The following is an 18,916-nucleotide window of genomic DNA, read 5'->3' as shown; positions in this document are numbered from 1 at the left end:
GGTGCCCGCGGACACGCGCGTCGGTGACCGGCGGGCCGCACGGGAGGTGCTGCGGGCCCGACGCCGGGGTGAGCGGTCCGGCGGCTGGGGGCAGGTCCTCCAGGACTGGTACGTCGCGCTCTTCATCACCGCGACGCTGCTGACGATGCTCTTCGCCGCCACCGGCGGGGCGATCCTCACCCCGGACTGCGACACCGCGGTCTGCCTCGACCGGAGCGGCTACGACGTCGTGGCCATCGGCCTGGCCGTCCTCGGCGGCATCGCGGTCGTCGCCGGCCTGCGGGCGGCAGGGCCGGCCTCGGCGGACCCCGGACAGGCCACGTGGCTGTTGTCCACCCCCGCCGATCGCGGGATCCTGCTGCGCGGAGGCGTCCTGCGGGTGGCCTTCGTGGCCCTGGTCGCCGGGGGCTCGTGGGGAGTGCTCGCGGGCTTCGCCCTGGCCAGCGGCTCCCTGGTCCCCGGCCCGGCGGTCAGTACCGTCGTCGCCTGCGCGGGCGGGGGAGTGCTCGTGACGCTGATCGCGATACCGCTCGTGCTGCGCCTGCAGGGTGGGTCCTTCCGCATCGCCCCCGCGGCACGTGCGGTGCCGGACGTGCAGCTGGCCCGGGCCGGGCAGGTGGTCGGGGCGATCACGACCGCGACGGCCATGCTCGACAGCGCCGCCCTGGAGGTGCTCTCCGCCCGCCGACGGTTGGCGCGTCGCGGGCGCTTTCCCAGCCGGGTCGGGGCCGGTGGAGCCCTCACGGGGGTGCTGACCCACGAGCTGCGGGCGCTGCGGCGCCGATCGGGACGGGTCCTCACCGGCCTGCTCGCCCCCGTGGCGGCGCTGGCGATCGGGCTCCTGCTCGGGCGCTTCGTCGGGGCCGCGCTCGCGGCTCTCACGGTCTTCGCGGTGACGAGGGCGAGCGCCGGTGGGCTCGCGACGTGGCTGTCCGCTCCGGGGCTGCGTCGGGCGGTGCCGGAGCATCCGGCGGCCGTCACCGCGGTGCTGACACTGCCCCCCTTCGCCGTGGCGCTCGTCGGGTCCGGGATCGCGGTCCTCGCCCTCGGCCTGCCGTGGTGGGCTCCGGTGCTCCTCGCGCTCGGCGCGACCGCGGGGACGCTCCGGGCCAGCGACCCGCCACCCGACCTCGGGGTCGCGCTGGCCACCCCCGCCGGGGCGGTGCACACCGGGTTGATCCTCAAACTCGTCCGCGGCACCGACCTCGCCCTCGGCACTGCCGCCGCCATGCTCATCGCCGACGCCCTGGCTGCCGGCCCCGCGGTCCTCGCCCTCGGCGCCCTCCTCCTCGCCTGGCAGATCCTGCGCGCGCGCGATTGACACCACCCCGCGCCCGATACGAACTACTGCAGGCAGTAGTTCGTATCGCCAGCCCTAGCTCGAGCTACGGCACGCGATACCAGGTACTGCCTGCAGTAGTTCGTCGGCTGGGCGGATGATCGGGGATTCGGGGCGGCGTGAGTTCGCGGATATCGTGGGTGACCGTGACTGACGCCCCGATCGAGACCCCTGTCGACGACGAGCTGCCCGAGCAGATGCGCATCCGCCGGGAGAAGCGCGACCGCCTCCTCGCCGACGGCAAGCAGGCCTACCCCGTGGGCGTCACCCGCACCCACTCGCTGGCTCAGGTCAACGAGACGTGGAGCCACCTCGAGACGGGTGAGGAGACCCAGGACGTCGTCACCGTCGCCGGACGGGTGATGTTCGTCCGCAACACCGGCAAGCTCGCCTTCGCCGCCCTGCAGGAGGGCGCCGGCACGCGCCTGCAGATGATGCTCTCCCTCGCCGAGGTCGGCGAGGAGTCCCTCGCCGCGTGGAAGGCCGAGGTCGACCTCGGTGACCACGTCGCCGTGACCGGCCGGGTCATCCGCTCGCGTCGCGGTGAGCTCTCCGTCATGGCGACCTCCTGGACGATGGCCTCGAAGGCGCTGCGCCCCCTTCCCGTCCTGCACAAGGAGCTCTCCGAGGAGGCCCGGGTCCGGCAGCGCTATGCCGACCTCGTCGTGCGGCAGGAGGCCCGCGACATGGTGCGACTGCGCGCCGCCATCGTGCGTGCCATTCGCGAGACGCTCCACCGCCGAGAATTCATCGAGATCGAGACCCCGGTCCTCCAACTCGTCCACGGTGGTGCGGCTGCGCGCCCTTTCGACACCCACATGAATGCCTTCGACCAGCGCATGTCGTTGCGCATCGCCCTTGAGCTGCCGTTGAAGAAGGCCGTGGTCGGGGGCGTCGACAAGGTGTACGAAATGGGACGTCTCTTCCGGAACGAAGGGGTGGACTCGACCCACTCACCGGAATTCACCTCGCTCGAGGTCTATGAGGCATGGGGAGATCAGTTCACGATGGCCGAGCTGATCAAGGAGTTGCATCTCGCTGCGGCGGACGTGGCCGGGACGCGCACCGTGATCACCTCCGCAGGTGAGGTGGACCTCGACGGTGAATGGCGTTGGCTGCCCTTCTACGACGGTTTGAGCGAGGCCGTGGGCGAGAGCGTCGACGTGCACACCCCGCTGGAGCGTCTGCGGGAGATCGCGGAGGCGAAGGGGGTGTCCCTCGACCCGTCGTGGGACGGCGCCAAGGTCGCCATGGAGCTCGTCGCCGAGCTCGTCGAGCCGAGCTGCGTGCAGCCCACCTTCATCTGCGACTACCCGGCCATCGCGCAGCCGCTGGCCCGGCCGCACCGGGAGAAGGAGGGCCTGATCGAGGCCTGGGACCTCTTCATCGGTGGGGTCGAGCGCGGCACCGCCTTCTCCGAGCTGATCGACCCGGTCATCCAGCGGGAGGTCCTCGAGGACCAGTCCCGTCGGGCCGCCGCCGGTGACGACGAGGCGATGCAGCTCGACGAGGACTTCCTGCGCGCGCTCGAGTTCGGCGCGCCGCCGATGGGCGGTCTGGGCCTGGGTGTCGACCGGCTGATCATGCTTTTCACCGGCGCGGGCATCCGGGAGACGATTCTCTTTCCCCATCTGAAGCCCGAGGCGTGATCATGGAATTCATCGTCGACTACTGGCCGTATGCGGCAGCGCTGCTGCCGACCGTCGGAGTGGCCTTTCTCTTCTACTGGATCATTCGCTACATGATCGAGGCAGATCGTGGCGAGCGAAAGGCGATCGCGAAATGGAACAAGGAACACGGTGATGACCTCAAGGGAAATCGTGGTCCGGTGAACACCCAGAAGCCGGGCGATGATGAGCCTTTGGGTCATTCACACAATGCCTGACTAGAATGGATGAGCAACGATAGTCCTTCTGAATGGAGTCACCATGGCCCAGCGCGTCCAGATCATCCTCGAGGACGACCTCGATGGGGGTGACGCGAGCGAGACCGTCACCTTCGGCCTCGACGGCGTGACCTACGAGATCGACCTGAACGAAAAGAATGCGAGCACCCTGCGCGAGACCCTCGCCGGCTATGTCGGGGCCGGCCGTCGCGTCTCCGGTCGCCGCAGCAGCGGCTCGTCCTCCTCCTCGCGCTCGCGCTCCACCAGCGGTGAGCTGTCGAAGATCCGCGAGTGGGCCCGGGCCAACGGCCACCAGGTCTCCGACCGTGGCCGGATCAGCCAGAAGGTCCGCGACGCCTACGCCAAGGCCAACGGCTGAGCGACTCACCGGGTGCCCTCGAGCTGCGCGACGCGATCGCGCAGCTCGATCGGCACCTCGCCTTCCTCACGGTCCGGGTCGCCGACGACGGCGACCCGGACCTCGGCGTCCCCCTCGCGCGGGCGACGCAGATCGCACCGGGCTGGATCGAGGCCTACCGCGAGGTGACCATCGCCCAGTCAGGGACGGCGCCCGCCGGCATGCCGGCCGCCTTCGTCCTGCAGTACCTCCTGGACGCGCTGGCGACGGTCGTGGCCACCGCGGCGCTGCGCACCCCCTTCGCCCTCGACGCGGACCCGAGGCTGTGGTCGATCGGCCTCGACCCGACCTACCTCTACCCGGTCGCGGTGCAGATCCGGCCCGGTGACCACCGGGCCGTCACCGACGACCTGGAGCGCCATGAGGTGGCGTGGGCCGCCTACCGGGTCGTCGGCGAGGCCATCGCCACCCACCTCCCGACGCCCACGCGGATGAGCAGTCGACAGCGCCTCGGCATGGTCGAGGACATGTGGGAGCTGGCCCTGGCCCGGCTCGTCGGCTCGAGCCCGCCCCGGCGCCTCTCGTGCTGCCTGATGTACGCCCTGCCCGGCTGCGCCCCGTGTGCCGGCTGCCCGCGGACCGCCGTCGCGCCCGCCTGATCACTGCAGCGCGGCGAAGTCCTCGGGCGTCATCGTCACGGGCGTCTGCACCAACCACTGTGTGCCCCAGGGGTCGACGAGGCGTCCCGCCCGCGACCCGTATGACTGGTCGGCCACGGGGAACACCTCCTCGGCGCCGTGGGCCACCGCGCGCCCGGCGACGGCATCGGGGTCCGCGCAGGTGACCTCCACGATGGCGCCGGGCGTGGGTGCCGGGTCGTGCTCGTCGGCATCCTTGAGGCTGAGGGCGCGGCCACCGAGGTGCACGGTGGCGTGCTGGACGGATCCGCGACGGCGATGGATCGGGCCCTCGACGGCGCCGAGGACCTCGACCATGAAGGCGATCGCCGCCGTCGCATCACTGACGACGAGCTTGGGGCTGACCTGGATGTCATTCATCCCGTGAGTCTGTTGGACCGCGACGCCGGGCGTCTTGGACGATTCGGCAGTGGGGTGGCCGGTCGTCACCGCAGCAGTGGCTCCAACAGGTCCCCGGACTCGTCCAGGCGCTCGAGCACGTCCGCGATACCCAGCTGCACCAGTGCCTCCGGGTCCTCGGCGCCCGCTGCGACCTCGTCCCAGGTCCGCGGCGCCGCGACCCACGGGTCGTCCCGGCCCCGCATCGAGTAGGGGCAGACCGTCGTCTTCGCGGCGACGTTCTGGCTCCAGTCGAGGAAGACCTTGCCCGGGCGCAGGGTCTTCGTCATCTTCCACAGCACGAGGTCGGGGTGCTTCTTCGTCATCTCCTGCGCCAGCTGCTGGGCGAGATCGCGCACCTGGTCGCTCGTGAGGTCACCACCGAGCGCCGCGTAGAGCTGCATCCCCTTGCTGCCGGAGGTCACCGGGTACAGGTCGAGGCCCAGCCCGCCGAGGCGCTCGCGCAGCAGCAGGGCCACCCGCGCGCACTCGTGCAGTCCGGCCGGTCTGCCCGGATCGAGGTCGATGACGAGCCGGTCGGGGTGCAGCCGGGTGCCCTCCTCGTCGACGCGCCACTGCGGCACGTGCAGCTCGATGCTGTTGAGATTGACCAGGTAGGTCAGCTGGGCCATGTCCTCCACGAGCGGGTAGGTCACGTCCTCGACCTGCACCCGAGAGAGCCAGCTCGGGGCACCGGACGGCAGGTTCTTCTCGAAGAAGCTCGCCGACTCCACCCCGTGCGGGAAGCGCACCCGGGTCACCGGCCGTCCGGCGAGGTGGGCCAGGACCGTCTCCCCGGCCCGGGCGTAGTAGCTGAGGATCTCGCCCTTCGTGGTCTCGGTGGCGGGGTACATGACCTTCTCCAGCGAGGTCAGGCGCATCGTCCGGCCACCGACCCGGACCCGGGTCACCGCTCCCTTCGGCTCAGCCATCGCTCGTCTCCCGCAGATCCGTCGCCGTGAGGTCGGAGCGCACCCGCACGAAGGAGGGCTGGCGCAGCCGCCCGCTGGCGCGCCCGAGGCTGGCGACGTCGATGACCACCTCGGGCTCCACCCAGGTCGTGCCCCGGGCGTCCTCCCGGGGCACCGTCGTGGCGAAGGGGGGGTCCGCCCGCTCCAGCGGGCGCAGCCGAGTGAGCATGCTCGCGCCGGCCCGGCCCGCCAGGCCGGCGCCGACCCGGCCGACGAAGTCCCACCCCTCTGGCCCGGGGACACCGACGAGGACGGCGCCGAGCAGGCGACCGCCGACCTCGGGCCGCCACCCGCCGATGACGACGGACTCGGTGTCGCGGTGCGGCAGCTTCACCCAGTCGGGGGAACGTCGACCGGGCGAGTACGGCGAGCTGCGACGCTTGGCGACGATGCCCTCGAGGCCCTGGTCTGCGGTGGCGGAGAGCAGGCCCTCGCCGTCGTCGTAGGTCGGCGGCACCTGCCAGCGTGGGCCGTCGAGGTCGAGCTGCTCCAGGAGCCGGCGCCGCGCCGTCCACGGGTGGGAGGTGAGGTCCTGCCCGAGCAGACGCAGCAGGTCGAAGGCCATGAGGGTCACCGGTCGGGTGGCGGCGAGCGTGCTGGCACGACGGGCACCGGTGACGTGCATGCGCTCGGTCAGCCCGGCGAAGGACGGGCGCCCGTCGACGAGGGCGACGAGCTCGCCGTCGAGGACCATGTCGTCGTAGAGCCCGGCCAGCGGCGCGAGCTCCGGATAGGCCACCGTGACGTCACGACCGGTGCGACTCGTGACGGTGAGGGCACCGCCCTTCGCCTCGAGGATGACGCGCATGCCGTCCCACTTGACCTCGTGGACCCAGTCCGTGCCCGAGGGTACGGACGCCGAGAGCGTGGCGAGCATGGGGGACAGGGGCGGACGCACCCCGACAGCATGCACCGGATCGGGCCCGGGTGGTGGCACTCCGGGGGCACGACTGCGACCGGTGCGCATGCGATGCTGAGCGCCATGGCCAGGTCGCCGAGGATGCCGCGCGCCGGGGAGGCTCCCGTCCTCGCCCCGCCCTCGCGGCGCGCGGTGCTGGTGGGCGCCGTCGCCGGCACCGCGCTCAGCGGGTGCGGCGGGCAGACCTGGGACGAGTTCCCACCCACGGACCTGACGATCGCGACGGGCAACACCGGAGGGGTCTTCCGCACGTACGGCGAGGCCCTCGCGACCGTCCTGGGGAAGCGTCTGGCCGGGGTCACGGTGCGCACCCGCGGGACGAACGCGTCGGTCGACAACGTGGGGGAGGTCTCCGAGCGGGTCAGCGACATCGGCTTCAGCCTGGCGGACGTCGCCGCCGACGCCCGGCGGGGCAGCGGGCAGTGGTCCGACCCCGTCGACCTGGTGACCCTGGCCCGGGCCTACGACAGCTTCGTCCACGTCGTCGTGCCGGCGGACTCCGGGGTGGACTCGGTGAGCGACCTGCGGGGACGAAGGGTGGGCCTCGGCGCTGCCGGGTCGGGCACCCGTGGCATCGCCCTGCGGGCACTGCGATCGGCGGGAGTTGCACCCCGGGACGTCGAGTCGGTCTCCGAGACCCTCCAGCGATCGGCCGATGCCCTCGCCGACGGTGGGCTCGACGCCTTCTTCTTCGTCAGTGGACTGCCGAACACCGCAGTGCTCCGGCTCGCGCAGGAGGTGCCGATCCGGCTGCTGTCGCTCGACCGGATCACGCCGCGGTTGATCAGCGACCACGGTCCGGAGTTCTCCCCCTCCTCGATCCCGGCCTCCACCTACGGCCTGGACCGGGCCGTCGACACCGTGAGTGTGAAGAACTACGTCCTCGTGCGCCCCGACCTGGACGAGGACCTGGCCTACGCGGTGACCCGGGTGATGTTCGAGGCGCAGTCGTCGGTGGACCTGCTCGCGCGGGGTGTGCGCCAGCCCAATGTGGGGACGGCGATCTACACCGCCCCCCTGCCCCTGCACCCGGGGGCCCTGAGGTACTACCGCGAGCAGCGCAGCTAGTCGGCTGCCGGGAGCACCAGGGTGACGGCCAGGCCGCTGCCCTCGGGGGAGGCGACGGTGATCGACCCGCCGCAGTCGGCCAGGCGTGCCCGCACGATCGCCAGCCCGAGGCCCGTGCCGGGGACGTTCTGGTGGGCCCGTCCGCGAAAGAACCGTGACCCCACGCGCACCACGTCCTCCGGGTGCAGCCCGGCGCCGTGGTCCATGACGCGGACGTGCACCTCGTGCCCCGGGCCAGAGCCGGCCCCGGGGCTCGGCTCCCGCGTCACGCTGACCTGCACCGGTGATCCGGGAGCGAATTTCGCCGCATTGTCGAGCAGGGAGTCCAGGGCGGTGTCGATGGCCTCCGCGGTGGCCACGGCCGTGACCGAGTCGGGCGAGCGGACCTCGAGCTCGGCGAAGACCGGCTCCCACATCTCGCAGCGGTGTCGCACCAGCGCGGCGACGTCGAGGGCCTCGGGGACGACCCGGTGGGCGCCCACCCGGCTGAGGTGGAGCAGCGACTCCACCGTCGCGCTGAGACGGTCGGTCTCCTCGAGCACGGGCTCGATGTCGTCGAGCGGGGCGCCACCGGAGGCGAGGTTCTCCGCCCGCAACCGCAGGGCGGTCAGGGGGTTGCCGAGCTGGTGGGCCGCGTCCGCCACGAGCTCGCGCTGCTGGGCCTGGGAGGCCTCGACGCTGTCGGCCATGTCGTTGAAGGAGTGCGCCAGGTCCCGCAGCTCGGGCGGGCCGGTCTCGCTGGCCCGTGCGCCCAGATCACCGCCGGTCAGCTCCTTGGCCGTCCGGTCGAGGGCGTGCACGGGGACGCAGCACCCACCCGACGAGGGGCAGGACGAGGCCGTAGGCCGTGAGGAGCACCGTCGCCAGCGCGAGCACGCCGAGCGCGCCGAGGCCGACGGCCACGTCGTCACGCACCGAGTCCGTCGGGGCGACGACGACCACCGCCCCGAGGACCTGGGCGTCCCTCCCGACGGGTGAGCCGACGAGCATCCACTCCTCGCTCCACGGCCAGGCCGCGTCGGGTGGCTCCGCCACGGCCCCCGTCAGTGCCCGGGTCATGACGGTGTCGGTGTGCGGTCCTCCGGGAGCCGCTCCGGCGCTGGCCACGACCTCGCCGTTGGCGTCGGTGACGAGGATCGACCCGCCGTAGACCTCGGTGTACCGCTCGAGCTCGCTCGCGAGGGTGGTCGGGTCGTCGGACTCGATGGCGTGCTCGGCGAGGACCGAGAAGCGGGAGACGTCGCCCAGCCGGCCCACGAACTGCTCCTGCGTCCGGTCCGAGGCATAGGCCGCGAGGAGCGGCACCGTCAGGGCGAGCAGCAGCACGGCCACCAGGGGCAGGGAGATGATGAGCATCCGCCGGCGCACGGGTCAGGCCTCCACGCCGATCCGGTAACCGATGCCGCGGACGGTGTCGATGAGCCCGGGGCGGTCGAGCTTGGTCCGCAGCGCGGAGACGTGCACGTCGAGCGTGCGTGAGGCTCCGACCCACGAGGTGTCCCAGATGGCCTCCATGAGCGACTCGCGGGTGACGGCGTCGCCTCCTGCCTGCACGAGCATCGAGAGGAGGTCGAACTCCTTGCGGGTCAGGCAGACCTCGGTCCCACCGGCGAAGACCCGCCGGGACCCGTGGTCGAGGCGGACGTCCGCGATCCGCTCGACCGGTGCCGGCACCCCCTGCCCGGTCCGTCGCATGACGGCGTCGATGCGGGCCATGAGCTCGGCCAACCGGTAGGGCTTGGTCACGTAGTCGTCGATCCCGGCCCGCAGGGCGGAGACCACGGAGGACTCCTCCCGACGGGCGGTCACGGCGATGATCGGCACGGTCTCCACCTGTCGGATCTGGCGGCAGAGCGCGAGCCCGTCCTGATCGGGCAGCCCCATGTCGAGCAGCACGAGGTCGACGTCGTGGACCATGCCGAGGGCCTCGGCGGCCGTGCCCGCGCGGGAGACCGTCGCGTGTGCGCGGCGCAGGGCCGGGGTCAGTGCCGCCACCACCCGGTCGTCGTCCTCGACGAGCAGGATCCGCATGCTCCCTCGTTCATCCGCAGGTCGGTGAAGGTTAGATGTCTGTAAAGTCTGTCAGCGCTCGCGCGGGTGTGATGTGAATCTCTCCTACGTTACCCGGTATGTCCACGCCGAGCCCGACCCGAGAGCCGTCCTCCGACACCCCGACCGACGCCGACGCCCTCGCCGCCGAGTACGACGAGGAGCGACCCTCCCGGCGGCTGTCGCCGCGCCTCGACCTCTTCGTCGGCGTGTGGTGCTTCGCGGTCGCCCTCTTCGTGCTGCGCCAGGTCTTCGATCCGCTCGACCTGGGCAGTCAGTATTACCTCGTCCTCTTCCTGGCCGTGACCCTCCCCCTGATCTTCGTGTGCTACCGGATGCGCGGGCGAAGGGAGGTCGCCGCCGACATCGATCCGGGCACCGACCGAGCGGGGCGCCTCCCCGGGTCCGACAACCCGGGTGTCGTGGACTGGGCGCTCGCGGGGGTGGCCCTGCTCGTGGGGCTCTACCCGGTGCTGCCGATCCCGTTGAACGACCTCGGCTTCGGCGGCTACGGAGGGTTCCTGGACCGGCAGGGCTCGCTGCTGACGCTCGACATCGTCGCCGGCCTGGTGCTCATGGTCCTCGTGCTCGAGGCCACCCGCCGCACCACCGGACTCGTCCTGCCGATCGTCTGCCTCATCTTCTTCGGCTACGCCTACTACGGCGGGTTCCTGCCCGTCGGATGGCAGATCAGCCACATCGGCTTGAACCTCGAGCAGATCATCAACGCCCTCTACAACGAGGCGTCCGGATTTTTCGGGGTCCCGCTCGACGTGGCCGCCACGTACATCGTGCTCTTCACCATGTACGGCGCGGTCCTCGAGCGCATGGGCGCCGGTCGCTTCTTCGTCGAGTTCAGCTTCTCGCTCTTTCGCAAGTCCGCTTCGGCCCCCGGCCGCACGACGGCGACCTCGGGCTTCCTGCTCGGCACCGTCTCCGGTTCGGGCACGGCCACCGCGGTGACGCTCGGTTCCTTCGCGTGGCCGATCCTCAAGCGGGCCGGGTACCCGAAGGAGGCCGCCGGAGGCATGCTCGCCGCCGCCGGCATCGGGGCGATCCTGTCCCCGCCGACCATGGGCGCTGCTGCCTTCATCATCGCCGAGTACCTGAGCGTCTCCTATGTCGAGGTGCTTCTCTGGGCGATCGTCCCGACGCTGCTGTACTACCTCGGGATCTTCCTGGCGGTCGAGATCGACGCCCGCCGCTTCGGCGCCCACCGGGTCGAGCTGACGATCGGCAGCCCCCTTCGCCTGCTGGCCCGCTCCGGCTACCACTTCATCAGCCTGGGCGTGATCGTCTTCTTCCTCGCCATCGACGTGCCCCCCTTCAAGGCCGTCGTGTTCGCCACCGCGACCGCGGCGCTCTTCGGCCTGGCGGAGGCCGTGCTCTCCCGTCGGCAGGTGATCAGCGGCTTCGACGACCACGACCAGGACCTCGAGCGGATGGAGCTGAGCGACTCGTTGAAGGACTACGGCGTCCGGGTCTACCAGGCGCTGAGCAGCGGTATCCGCTCCGCGCTGCCCGTCATCGCGGTCTGCGCCGCCGCCGGCGTCATCACCTCCGTCATCGCCAAGACCGGCCTGGGGCAGATCCTCTCCGAGGTCCTCGTCTCCGCCGCCGAGGCGATCTCCTTCAACGACGCCTCGCTCCTCGTCCTCTCGGCGCTCTTCTCGGCCATCGCCATCCTCATCCTCGGCCTGGCCGTGCCGGTCACGGCGTCGTTCATCCTCAGCTGGGTGATCATCGGACCGGCACTGATCGCCCTGGGGGTCGACGCCCCGCAGGTGGCGATGTTCATCTTCTACTACGCGGTCCTGTCCGAGGTCTCCCCGCCGACCGCCCTGGCTGCCGTCGCCTCCGCGGCGATCACCGGAGGCAGGGTCATCCAGACGATGGCCCAGGCGTGCAAGTACACCCTGCCGGCCTTCCTCGCCCCGATGGCCTTCGTCGTCACGGACAACGGTGCGCTGCTCATCGGCGAGGGTTCGCTGCCCAATGTCCTGTGGGCGATGCTCGTCGCCGGGTGTGCGGTCGCGGCCCTCGCAGTGGCCACCACCGGCTGGATGCTCATGCCGACGACGCGACTCGAGCGCGCGTTGTGCGTGCCGGCCGCGCTCTTCCTGCTCTACCTCGTCCCGACATCCATCGCCATCGGCTTCGCGCTCCTGGCCACGGCCGTGGTCCTGCACGTCGTCAGGCACCGCGTCTCACGCCGTCGCGCCGGCCCCACGGCACCGGTCGAAGCCACCAGTTGACCCACGACGTCGGTCGCGGGCACCCGTCACACCACCCAAGAGAAGAGGAACCACGATGCGTACCACCACCATCACCGGCATCACCCTCGCTGCGGCCCTCACGCTGGCCGCGTGCGGCGGCCAGCAGGACCGCAGTGCGTCCGACGGTGCGGACGAGAGCAGCTGTGACGCCGGCCAGGGCCGGCTGAACATCGCCACCGGCAACTCCACCGGCGTCTACTTCGTCGTCGGTGGCGGCCTGGCGAAGATCGTCAACGACGAGACCGACCTGCAGGCGACCTCCGCCGAGACCGGCGCGTCCGTGCAGAACATCCAGCAGGTCGTCAGCGGCGACTACGACACCGGGTTCGCCCTGGCCGACTCGGCCGCGGACGCCGTCAACGGCAAGGGCGACTTCACGAAGAAGGAGGAGATCTCGACCCTCGGCCGGATCTACTCCAACTACACCCAGGTCGTCGTCCGCAAGGACGCCGGGATCGACTCGGTCGAGGACTTCAAGGGCAAGACCATCTCGACCGGGTCGCCCAAGTCCGGTACCGAGGTCATCGCCAACCGACTCATCGAGTCCAGCGGTCTGGGGCTGAAGGAGGTCAAGCGCCAGCGCCTCGACCTGACCAAGACGGTCGACGGCATGAAGGACGGCTCGATCGACGGGCTCGTCTGGTCCGGGGGCCTGCCCACGCCGGCCATCACGGACCTCTTCACGTCCATGGGTGAGGGCGTCGAGTTCATCGACGTGACCCCGCAGCTGCCGAAGATGCAGGAGGTCAACGAGGTCTACGAGAAGTCGACGATCCCGGCCGAGACGTACGACCTCGACAAGGACGTCCCGACGATCGCGGTGCCGAATGTGCTCGTCGTGAGTGACGACATGCCCGACAACGTCGCCTGCGCCCTGACGACGCTCATCGCCGATGAGCGCGACGCCCTGGTGAAGGTGCATCCTGCAGCCAAGGAGATCGATGTCGAGACCATGGGCGAGACCGGGCCGGTCCCGCTGCACCCGGGGTCGGAGCGGGCCCTGGAGGACCTGAACTGATCGGTCCGCCCCCTTCGCCCCCAGCCAGAGGAGACACATGACCACCGCACCACCTCAGGGCTCCCTCGGAGCCGGTCCGGGTGCTCTGGACGGCGTGCGCATCGCCGACTTCAGCCGGGTGCTGGCCGCGCCCTACGCGACGATGCTCATGGCCGACCTCGGGGCGGAGGTGATCAAGGTCGAGCGACCCGACGGGGGAGACGAGACCCGCGCCTGGGGCCCGCCGTGGTCGGACGACGGCGAGTCGACGTACTTCCTCTCGGTCAACCGCAACAAGGAGTCCCGGGTGCTCGACCTGCGCTCGGACGACGACCGTGCGGTGGCAGTGGATCTGGTGGCTCACTGCGACGTCGTCGTGGAGAACTTCCGCAGCGGGACGATGGACCGGCTCGGGCTGGGGTACGAGGAGCTGTGCGCGGTGAACCCCGGCCTCGTGTACTGCTCGGTCACGGGCTTCGGGTCCGGCCACGGGGCCGCGCTGCCCGGCTACGACCTCGTCGCGCAGGCCGTCGGTGGACTGATGTCAGTCACCGGCTCCACGGACTCCGGACCGATGAAGACGGGGGTCGCCCTCGTCGACATCATCACCGGCCTCCACGCCACCATCGGGATCCTCGCCGCGCTGCGGCACCGGGACCACACCGGGGAGGGGCAGCAGGTGGAGGTGAACCTGCTGTCCTCGCTCCTGTCGGCGCTGTCCAACCAGGCCTCCACCCACGTGGTGACCGGGGCGGTCCCGCAGGCCATGGGCAATACCCACCCGAGCATCGCGCCCTACGAGGTGCTCGCGACGGCGGACCGACCGCTGGCCGTGGCCGCGGCCAACGACAAGCTCTTCGGGCTCCTCGCCAGCGGGGTGGGTCGGCCGGAGCTGGGTGCTGACCCCCGGTTCGCGAGCAACGCCGCGAGGGTCGAGCACCGGGCCGTGCTCGTGGCCGAGCTCGAGGCCGTGCTGACCGAGCACGGTGCGGACCACTGGTTCGCCGTCCTGTCCGAGCAGGGTGTGCCCTGTGGTCCGATCAACGACATCGGTCAGGCCTTCGACCTGGCCCGCCGGCTCGGGTTGGACCCGGTGCGCGAGATCATCGCCCCGGGTCGCGCCCCCGTGCCGACGGTGGCGCACCCGATCGGCTTCTCGCGGACGCCGGCGGCCCACACGGCGCCACCGCCCCCCTTCGTCCCGGGTGAGGCGACGTGAGCCTGCGAGCCGCCGTCGTCGGTGGCGGCATCATCGGCGCCGCGGTCGCCCGCCGGCTGGCCCACGAGCACGGCGCGCAGGTGACCCTCCTCGAGAAGGAGGACCACCTGGCCGCTCACCAGAGCGGTCACAACAGCGGGGTCGTCCACGCCGGCCTCTACTACGAGCCGGGCAGCCTCAAGGCCACGCTGTGCCGGCGGGGCGTGGGGCTGCTGCAGGACTTCGTGGACCGGCACGGCATCGCGTACGAGGAGTGCGGCAAGGTCGTCGTCGCCCTCGACGGGGTGCAGGCCGAGCGCCTGGACGGCCTCCACGCCCGGGCCGTGGCCAACGGGGTGCCCGGGGTGCGGCTCGTGGACGGCGAGGGCCTGCGCGAGATCGAGCCGGAGGCCGCGGGCGTGCGTGCGCTGCACTCCCCGCAGACCGCGATCGTCGACTACCCGGCCGTCACCCGCGCGCTGGCCGCCGAGCTCACGGATGCGGGCGGTCGGGTGCGCCTCGGCCACGAGGTCCGTGCCCTCGCGGATCGGGGTACCGCGGTGCGCGTCGGGGTGCGTGCGGACGGGGCGACGGCGACCGAGGAGTACGACCTCGTCGTCGTCTGCGGGGGACTGCAGAGCGACCGTCTGGGCGGCCTGCTCGGCGAGGGGCGCAGCCCGCGCATCGTCCCCTTCTACGGGGACTACTTCGATGTCCCGCGGGAGCAGCGCCACCTCGTGCGGGGCATGGTCTACCCCGTCCCCGACCCCCGCTACCCCTTCCTCGGCGTTCACGTGACCCCCCGCGTCGACGGGACCCTGACGCTCGGCCCCAATGCCTTCCTCTCCCTGGGACGCGAGTCCTACGAGCGAGGACTGCCGGTGCCCGCCGACGTGCTGGACGTCGTGGGCTTCCCGGGCTTCTGGCGCTTCGCCGCCGCGAACGTCCCCGCCGCGCTGCGCGAGTCCCGGACCGCGCTCAGCTCCGGGCAGTTCATCGCCGAGGCGCTGAAGTACGTCCCGGCCCTCGACACCTCCGGTGTCGTGCGGGGAACCCGTGGGGTGCGCGCCCAGGCGATGGGTGACGACGGACGGCTCGTGGACGACTTCGTCATCACCGGCACCGAGCGGGTCGTGCTCGTGCGCAATGCCCCGTCCCCCGGGGCGACCTCCGCGCTGGCCATCGCCGAGCACGTCGTCGACGAGGCGCTGCGCCGCCGCGACAGGTGACGCGCCCGCGGCGAGCGGGCATGCTGGACCCATGCGCGCAATCTGGAAGGGGGCCGTCTCCTTCGGCCTCGTCAACGTCCCGGTCCGGCTGTACTCCGCCACGGAGAACCACGACGTCCAGTTCCGGCAGGTGCACCGCACCGACGGCGGGCGGATCCGCTACAAGCGCTTCTGCAGCGTCGACGGCGAAGAGGTCGCGTACGACGAAATCGCCAAGGGGTACGAGACCGAGGACGGCGAGATGGTCGTGCTCACCGACGAGGAGATGGCCGGGCTCCCGACGCGCTCGAGCAAGGAGATCAGCGTCGAGAAGTTCGTCCCCGAGGACCAGATCGACCCGATGCTCCTCGAGAAGAGCTACTACCTCGAGCCGGACGCGTCCGCGACCAAGCCCTACGTCCTGCTGCGCGAGGCGCTCGAGGCGCAGGGCCGGATGGCGATCGTCACCGTCTCGATCCGCAGCCGGATGACGATGGCGGTGCTCCGGGTGCGCGAGGGCGTCATCGTCATGCAGACGATGATGTGGCCCGACGAGATCCGCAGCGCCGACTTCGCCGCCGTCGAGGAGGCCGGGGAGGCGACGGAGAAGGAGATGTCCATGGCGCGCATGCTCATCGACGAGCTCGCCGGAGACTACGACCCGGACGAGTTCGAGGACGACTACGCGCTCGCCGTCGAGGACCTCGTCAAGGCCAAGATCGAGGGGGGCGAGGTCCGGGCTCCCGAGGTCGAGGAGGAGGGCGGCGAGGTCGTCGACCTGCTCGCGGCCCTGGCCAAGTCCGTCGAGAAGGCCAAGGCCTCGCGGGGGGAGGCCCCGTCCACGACGCACGAGAGCACGACGTCGACCCCGACGAAGAGCGCCCCGAAGAAGAGCGCCACGAAGTCCACCGGCACGAAGTCCACCGCCAAGAAGACGCCCGCCAAGAAGACGGCGAAGAAGTCGGCGACCAAGAAGACGGCCGCCACGAAGACGGCGAAGAAGAAGGCGAGCTGACCCCCCTTCGCCATGCCCGAAGGACACACCCTCCACCGCATCGCCCGCGACCTGCACGGCGCCTTCGCCGGCACGCCCGTCGAGGTCTCCTCACCGCAGGGACGCTTCGGCGCCGGCGCCGCGCTGCTGAGCGAGCACGTCCTCCTGGAGGCGCGGGCCCACGGCAAGCACCTCTTCATCGAGTTCGCCGGCGAGCGGATCCTGCACGTCCACCTCGGGCTCATCGGGACCTTCACCATCGACGCGGCCGAGTACGTCGGGGAGAGGCCGGTCATCGGGCAGGTGCGGTGCCGCATCACGACCGGTCGCCACGTGGCCGATCTGCGTGGGCCGATGACCTGCGCGGTGATCACCCCGGAGGAGGAGGCGGCGGTGCACGCCAAGCTCGGACCGGACCCGTTGCGGGACGAGGACGGTGGCGCCGCGTGGGAGCGGATCCACCGCTCCCGCAAGTCGGTGGCCGCGCTGCTCATGGAGCAGGACGTGCTCGCGGGGGTGGGCAACGTCTACCGCTGCGAGGTGCTCTTCCGGCACCGGATCAACCCGGCGACCCCCGGGGAGCGGCTCAAGCGCACCTCGTGGGAGCTCGTCTGGGCCGATCTGCGCCGGCTCCTGCCCCTCGGGGTCGCGACGAGCCGGATCGTCACCGTGTCCGAGGAGGTGGCCGAGGTCGAGTCCGCCCTGGCGAAGGGGGAGGGCGTGCACCTGACCGAGCGGACGTCCTACGTCTACAAGCGCACCGGCCGGGAGTGTCGGCGCTGCGGCTCGATCGTCCGGGCGAAGGACGTGGCCGGACGCACGCTCTACTGGTGCGGGAACTGCCAGCGCCGCAGCTGAGGTGGGTCAGGGACGCTTCGGCCGGGTGAGGTGGATGACCTCGGGGGGTCGACCCCACTCGTCGCGTCCCAGACGCGAGAGCGGGCGCAGCGCGTCCATCGTCGGGCGCCCGTCCTCGAGGGCGTCCTCTCGTACGGTGATGGCCTTGACCTCGCCGATGACCAGGTGGGAGTTGCCGAGCTTGAGGCTGGAGTGCAGCCGGCACTCGATGGAGGTCGGGGACTCGGCGACGCGGGGGACCGGCACGACCTCGCTCGGCTCCAGCGTCACCCCCACGGCGTGCGCCTCGTCCACGTCGGCGGCGAAGGGGGCGCTGCTCGCGTTGGCGAGGTCCTCCATCCCCTCGGAGACGAGGTTCACGACGAAGTGCCCGTTGCCGAGGATGTTGCGCAGGGTGTCCTTGCGTCCGACGGAGGAGAAGCTGACCATCGGCGGCGTCTGGCAGGCGACGTTGAAGAAGGAGTGCGGCGCCAGGTTGCCGACCCCGTCGCTGCCCACGGTCGTGATCCAGGCGATGGGACGCGGGACGACGATGCTCGTGAGCAGGTCGTAGGCATCGGTGGCCGGGTCGCTGATGTCGAAGACCGTGCGCATGGGCACAGCGTAGGCCGGTGCCGCAGTTGTCCACAGGCGGCCGCGTCCCGACGCGCGCCGAGCCCCGGATCTTCCTAGGTTGCTGCGCATGGATCGCATGCACGCACACAGTCCGTTTGCCGAGGACTCCCGGCCGCGGCCGGTCGGGCCGCCACCTGCCGTCCCGGTCCTCGCCCACCACCTCGTCCTGGGGTCCGCTGCCGCGACAGCGGTGCTGCTCGGTGCCGCCGGGGTCATCGTGACGCTGGAGGAGGACCAGCTCATGGGGTGGTGGGGCTCACCCGCGGTGAGCAACGGCACCCTCGACCTCGTTGATCTGCTGGGGAGCCTGACCGCCCTGACCAACCTCGTCGCGCTCATCGCGACGGGAGTCTGGCTGCTGAGGATCCGCGCCGTTGCCGAGTGGGCGGCACCCGGCGATCGTCAACGGCGCTCCTCCGCCTGGGCCGTCCTCGGCTGGATCGTGCCCGTGGTCAACCTGTGGTTTCCCTACCAGGTCGTCGCCGATGCCAGCCGCGCGCTCGGTTCATCGGTCAGGACCTTCTGGCCCTGGTGGATCGCCTGGCTGGCACTGAACTTCTCCGTCCTCGACCGCTCCGGCGGCGAGCTGGCGAGCGCCCAGGAGCTGACGACGTGGATCCGCAGCCAGCAGCTCGAAGCGCTCGTGGCCGTCGTCGCGTGCATCCTGTGGTGGCGGGTCGTGCGCTCGACGACGCGGGCTGCGCAGGCTGTGGTGGCCGGGTCTAGGGTCGTCCCATGAGCATCGTCAAGATCAACGCGATCACCGTCCCGGAGCCGGCCCGCGAGGAGTTCGAGCGACGCTTCGCCGCTCGCGCCGGGGCCGTCGATGGGTCACCCGGCTTCGAGGGCTTTCAGCTGCTGCGCCCGACGGAGGGCGAGGAGCGCTACTTCGTCATCACCCGGTGGGCGGACGAGGAGTGCTTCGCCGCCTGGCGCGACGGGGACTCGCGGGCCGCCCACCAGAGCGGTCGCACGCCGGTCGCCACCGGCACGCAGCTCATGGGATTCGACCTGATCATCGACACACCGGCACCCACCCAGGGCTGACCATAATGCGCTGAGAGCGAACACCGGGGTCAGGGCCACAGCGATGGAACAGCGACGC

General features: G+C 71.2%; 21 protein-coding genes. 14 read left to right on the top strand and 7 right to left on the bottom strand.

The window, feature by feature from the left end; genetic code table 11:
• Nucleotide 1 precedes the first annotated feature (1 nt).
• The 5 genes from ACR9E9_RS16120 to ACR9E9_RS16100 all read left to right on the top strand — a co-directional run bounded on the left by ACR9E9_RS16120 (nucleotide 2) and on the right by ACR9E9_RS16100 (nucleotide 4,241).
• A complete protein-coding gene (locus tag ACR9E9_RS16120) occupies nucleotides 2–1,321 on the top strand; it encodes a hypothetical protein (protein ID WP_435200271.1) in 1,320 nt (439 codons plus the stop codon).
• A 215-nt stretch (nucleotides 1,322–1,536) separates the two neighbouring features.
• Nucleotides 1,537–2,988: a lysine--tRNA ligase gene (gene lysS / locus ACR9E9_RS16115; protein ID WP_435203691.1), complete on the top strand. Its 1,452-nt coding sequence runs from the start codon at nucleotides 1,537–1,539 to the stop codon at nucleotides 2,986–2,988.
• Between the two features lie 2 nt (nucleotides 2,989–2,990).
• Nucleotides 2,991–3,224 (top strand): hypothetical protein, encoded by a 234-nt coding sequence (locus ACR9E9_RS16110; protein ID WP_435200269.1) that lies wholly within the window; start codon nucleotides 2,991–2,993, stop codon nucleotides 3,222–3,224.
• A gap of 43 nt (nucleotides 3,225–3,267) precedes the next feature.
• Complete coding sequence (locus ACR9E9_RS16105; protein WP_435200267.1) at nucleotides 3,268–3,603, top strand: histone-like nucleoid-structuring protein Lsr2; 336 nt, start codon at nucleotides 3,268–3,270, stop codon at nucleotides 3,601–3,603.
• Nucleotides 3,516–4,241, top strand: coding sequence for a (2Fe-2S)-binding protein (locus ACR9E9_RS16100; protein ID WP_435200265.1), 726 nt, complete (start codon nucleotides 3,516–3,518; stop codon nucleotides 4,239–4,241). The genes ACR9E9_RS16105 and ACR9E9_RS16100 overlap by 88 nt, the downstream gene beginning before the upstream one ends.
• On the opposite strand, the gene ACR9E9_RS16095 is transcribed toward ACR9E9_RS16100, so the two are convergent.
• The 3 genes from ACR9E9_RS16095 to ligD (ACR9E9_RS16085) form a co-directional block, all read right to left on the bottom strand.
• Entirely contained in the window at nucleotides 4,242–4,640 is a 399-nt protein-coding gene (locus tag ACR9E9_RS16095; protein WP_435200263.1) for a VOC family protein, read from the bottom strand.
• Between the two features lie 65 nt (nucleotides 4,641–4,705).
• The gene (gene ligD, locus ACR9E9_RS16090; RefSeq protein WP_435200261.1) at nucleotides 4,706–5,590 is read right to left on the bottom strand and encodes a non-homologous end-joining DNA ligase; all 885 of its coding nucleotides are present in this window, start codon (nucleotides 5,588–5,590) and stop codon (nucleotides 4,706–4,708) included.
• Entirely contained in the window at nucleotides 5,583–6,527 is a 945-nt protein-coding gene (gene ligD, locus ACR9E9_RS16085; RefSeq protein WP_435200259.1) for a non-homologous end-joining DNA ligase, read from the bottom strand. Before ligD (ACR9E9_RS16085) ends, ligD (ACR9E9_RS16090) begins: the two co-directional genes overlap by 8 nt.
• 84 nt (nucleotides 6,528–6,611) lie before the next feature.
• Here ligD (ACR9E9_RS16085) and ACR9E9_RS16080 point away from each other — a divergent pair, with 84 nt between their 5' ends.
• Complete coding sequence (locus tag ACR9E9_RS16080) at nucleotides 6,612–7,616, top strand: TAXI family TRAP transporter solute-binding subunit (RefSeq protein WP_435200257.1); 1,005 nt, start codon at nucleotides 6,612–6,614, stop codon at nucleotides 7,614–7,616.
• Here ACR9E9_RS16080 and ACR9E9_RS16075 read toward each other — a convergent pair.
• From ACR9E9_RS16075 to ACR9E9_RS16065, 3 genes are read right to left on the bottom strand one after another with little or no spacing between them, the layout of a single operon-like run.
• On the bottom strand, nucleotides 7,613–8,416 hold the full coding sequence (locus tag ACR9E9_RS16075) for a HAMP domain-containing sensor histidine kinase (protein WP_435200255.1): 804 nt from the start codon (nucleotides 8,414–8,416) through the stop codon (nucleotides 7,613–7,615). The two genes, ACR9E9_RS16080 and ACR9E9_RS16075, sit on opposite strands and share 4 nt — an antisense overlap.
• Nucleotides 8,373–8,984: a hypothetical protein gene (locus ACR9E9_RS16070; protein WP_435200253.1), complete on the bottom strand. Its 612-nt coding sequence runs from the start codon at nucleotides 8,982–8,984 to the stop codon at nucleotides 8,373–8,375. The genes ACR9E9_RS16075 and ACR9E9_RS16070 overlap by 44 nt, the downstream gene beginning before the upstream one ends.
• A gap of 3 nt (nucleotides 8,985–8,987) precedes the next feature.
• Nucleotides 8,988–9,647: a response regulator transcription factor gene (locus ACR9E9_RS16065; protein WP_435200251.1), complete on the bottom strand. Its 660-nt coding sequence runs from the start codon at nucleotides 9,645–9,647 to the stop codon at nucleotides 8,988–8,990.
• A 98-nt stretch (nucleotides 9,648–9,745) separates the two neighbouring features.
• Between ACR9E9_RS16065 and ACR9E9_RS16060 the strand changes: the two genes are divergently transcribed.
• From ACR9E9_RS16060 to ACR9E9_RS16035, 6 genes are read left to right on the top strand one after another with little or no spacing between them, the layout of a single operon-like run.
• Nucleotides 9,746–11,920, top strand: coding sequence for a TRAP transporter permease (locus ACR9E9_RS16060; protein ID WP_435200249.1), 2,175 nt, complete (start codon nucleotides 9,746–9,748; stop codon nucleotides 11,918–11,920).
• A gap of 55 nt (nucleotides 11,921–11,975) precedes the next feature.
• Nucleotides 11,976–12,959 (top strand): TAXI family TRAP transporter solute-binding subunit, encoded by a 984-nt coding sequence (locus ACR9E9_RS16055; RefSeq protein WP_435200247.1) that lies wholly within the window; start codon nucleotides 11,976–11,978, stop codon nucleotides 12,957–12,959.
• Between the two features lie 37 nt (nucleotides 12,960–12,996).
• Nucleotides 12,997–14,157, top strand: a complete 1,161-nt coding sequence (locus ACR9E9_RS16050) for a CaiB/BaiF CoA transferase family protein (protein ID WP_435200245.1) — start codon at nucleotides 12,997–12,999, stop codon at nucleotides 14,155–14,157.
• Nucleotides 14,154–15,365 carry an L-2-hydroxyglutarate oxidase gene (lhgO, locus tag ACR9E9_RS16045; RefSeq protein WP_435200243.1) on the top strand — a complete coding sequence of 404 codons (1,212 nt, stop codon included), beginning with the start codon at nucleotides 14,154–14,156 and terminating at the stop codon, nucleotides 15,363–15,365. The genes ACR9E9_RS16050 and lhgO overlap by 4 nt, the downstream gene beginning before the upstream one ends.
• A gap of 31 nt (nucleotides 15,366–15,396) precedes the next feature.
• Nucleotides 15,397–16,359 carry a Ku protein gene (locus tag ACR9E9_RS16040; protein ID WP_435200241.1) on the top strand — a complete coding sequence of 321 codons (963 nt, stop codon included), beginning with the start codon at nucleotides 15,397–15,399 and terminating at the stop codon, nucleotides 16,357–16,359.
• A gap of 12 nt (nucleotides 16,360–16,371) precedes the next feature.
• Complete coding sequence (locus ACR9E9_RS16035; protein ID WP_435200239.1) at nucleotides 16,372–17,196, top strand: Fpg/Nei family DNA glycosylase; 825 nt, start codon at nucleotides 16,372–16,374, stop codon at nucleotides 17,194–17,196.
• Between the two features lie 6 nt (nucleotides 17,197–17,202).
• Here the strand turns inward: ACR9E9_RS16035 and ACR9E9_RS16030 are convergent, their stop codons facing one another.
• A complete protein-coding gene (locus tag ACR9E9_RS16030; RefSeq protein ID WP_435200237.1) occupies nucleotides 17,203–17,790 on the bottom strand; it encodes a flavin reductase family protein in 588 nt (195 codons plus the stop codon).
• 88 nt (nucleotides 17,791–17,878) lie between these two features.
• Between ACR9E9_RS16030 and ACR9E9_RS16025 the strand changes: the two genes are divergently transcribed.
• Together ACR9E9_RS16025 and ACR9E9_RS16020 are read left to right on the top strand one after the other, a co-directional pair.
• Nucleotides 17,879–18,550 carry a DUF4328 domain-containing protein gene (locus tag ACR9E9_RS16025; protein WP_435200235.1) on the top strand — a complete coding sequence of 224 codons (672 nt, stop codon included), beginning with the start codon at nucleotides 17,879–17,881 and terminating at the stop codon, nucleotides 18,548–18,550.
• A complete protein-coding gene (locus tag ACR9E9_RS16020) occupies nucleotides 18,547–18,858 on the top strand; it encodes an antibiotic biosynthesis monooxygenase family protein (protein ID WP_435200233.1) in 312 nt (103 codons plus the stop codon). Before ACR9E9_RS16025 ends, ACR9E9_RS16020 begins: the two co-directional genes overlap by 4 nt.
• The last annotated feature ends 58 nt before the right edge of the window (nucleotides 18,859–18,916 follow it).

It is taken from the genome of Janibacter sp. GS2 (assembly GCF_051200835.1).
Classification (GTDB): domain Bacteria; phylum Actinomycetota; class Actinomycetes; order Actinomycetales; family Dermatophilaceae; genus Janibacter.
Note: the sequence above shows the minus strand (reverse complement) of the source record. Positions and strands in the feature narration are given on the sequence as shown.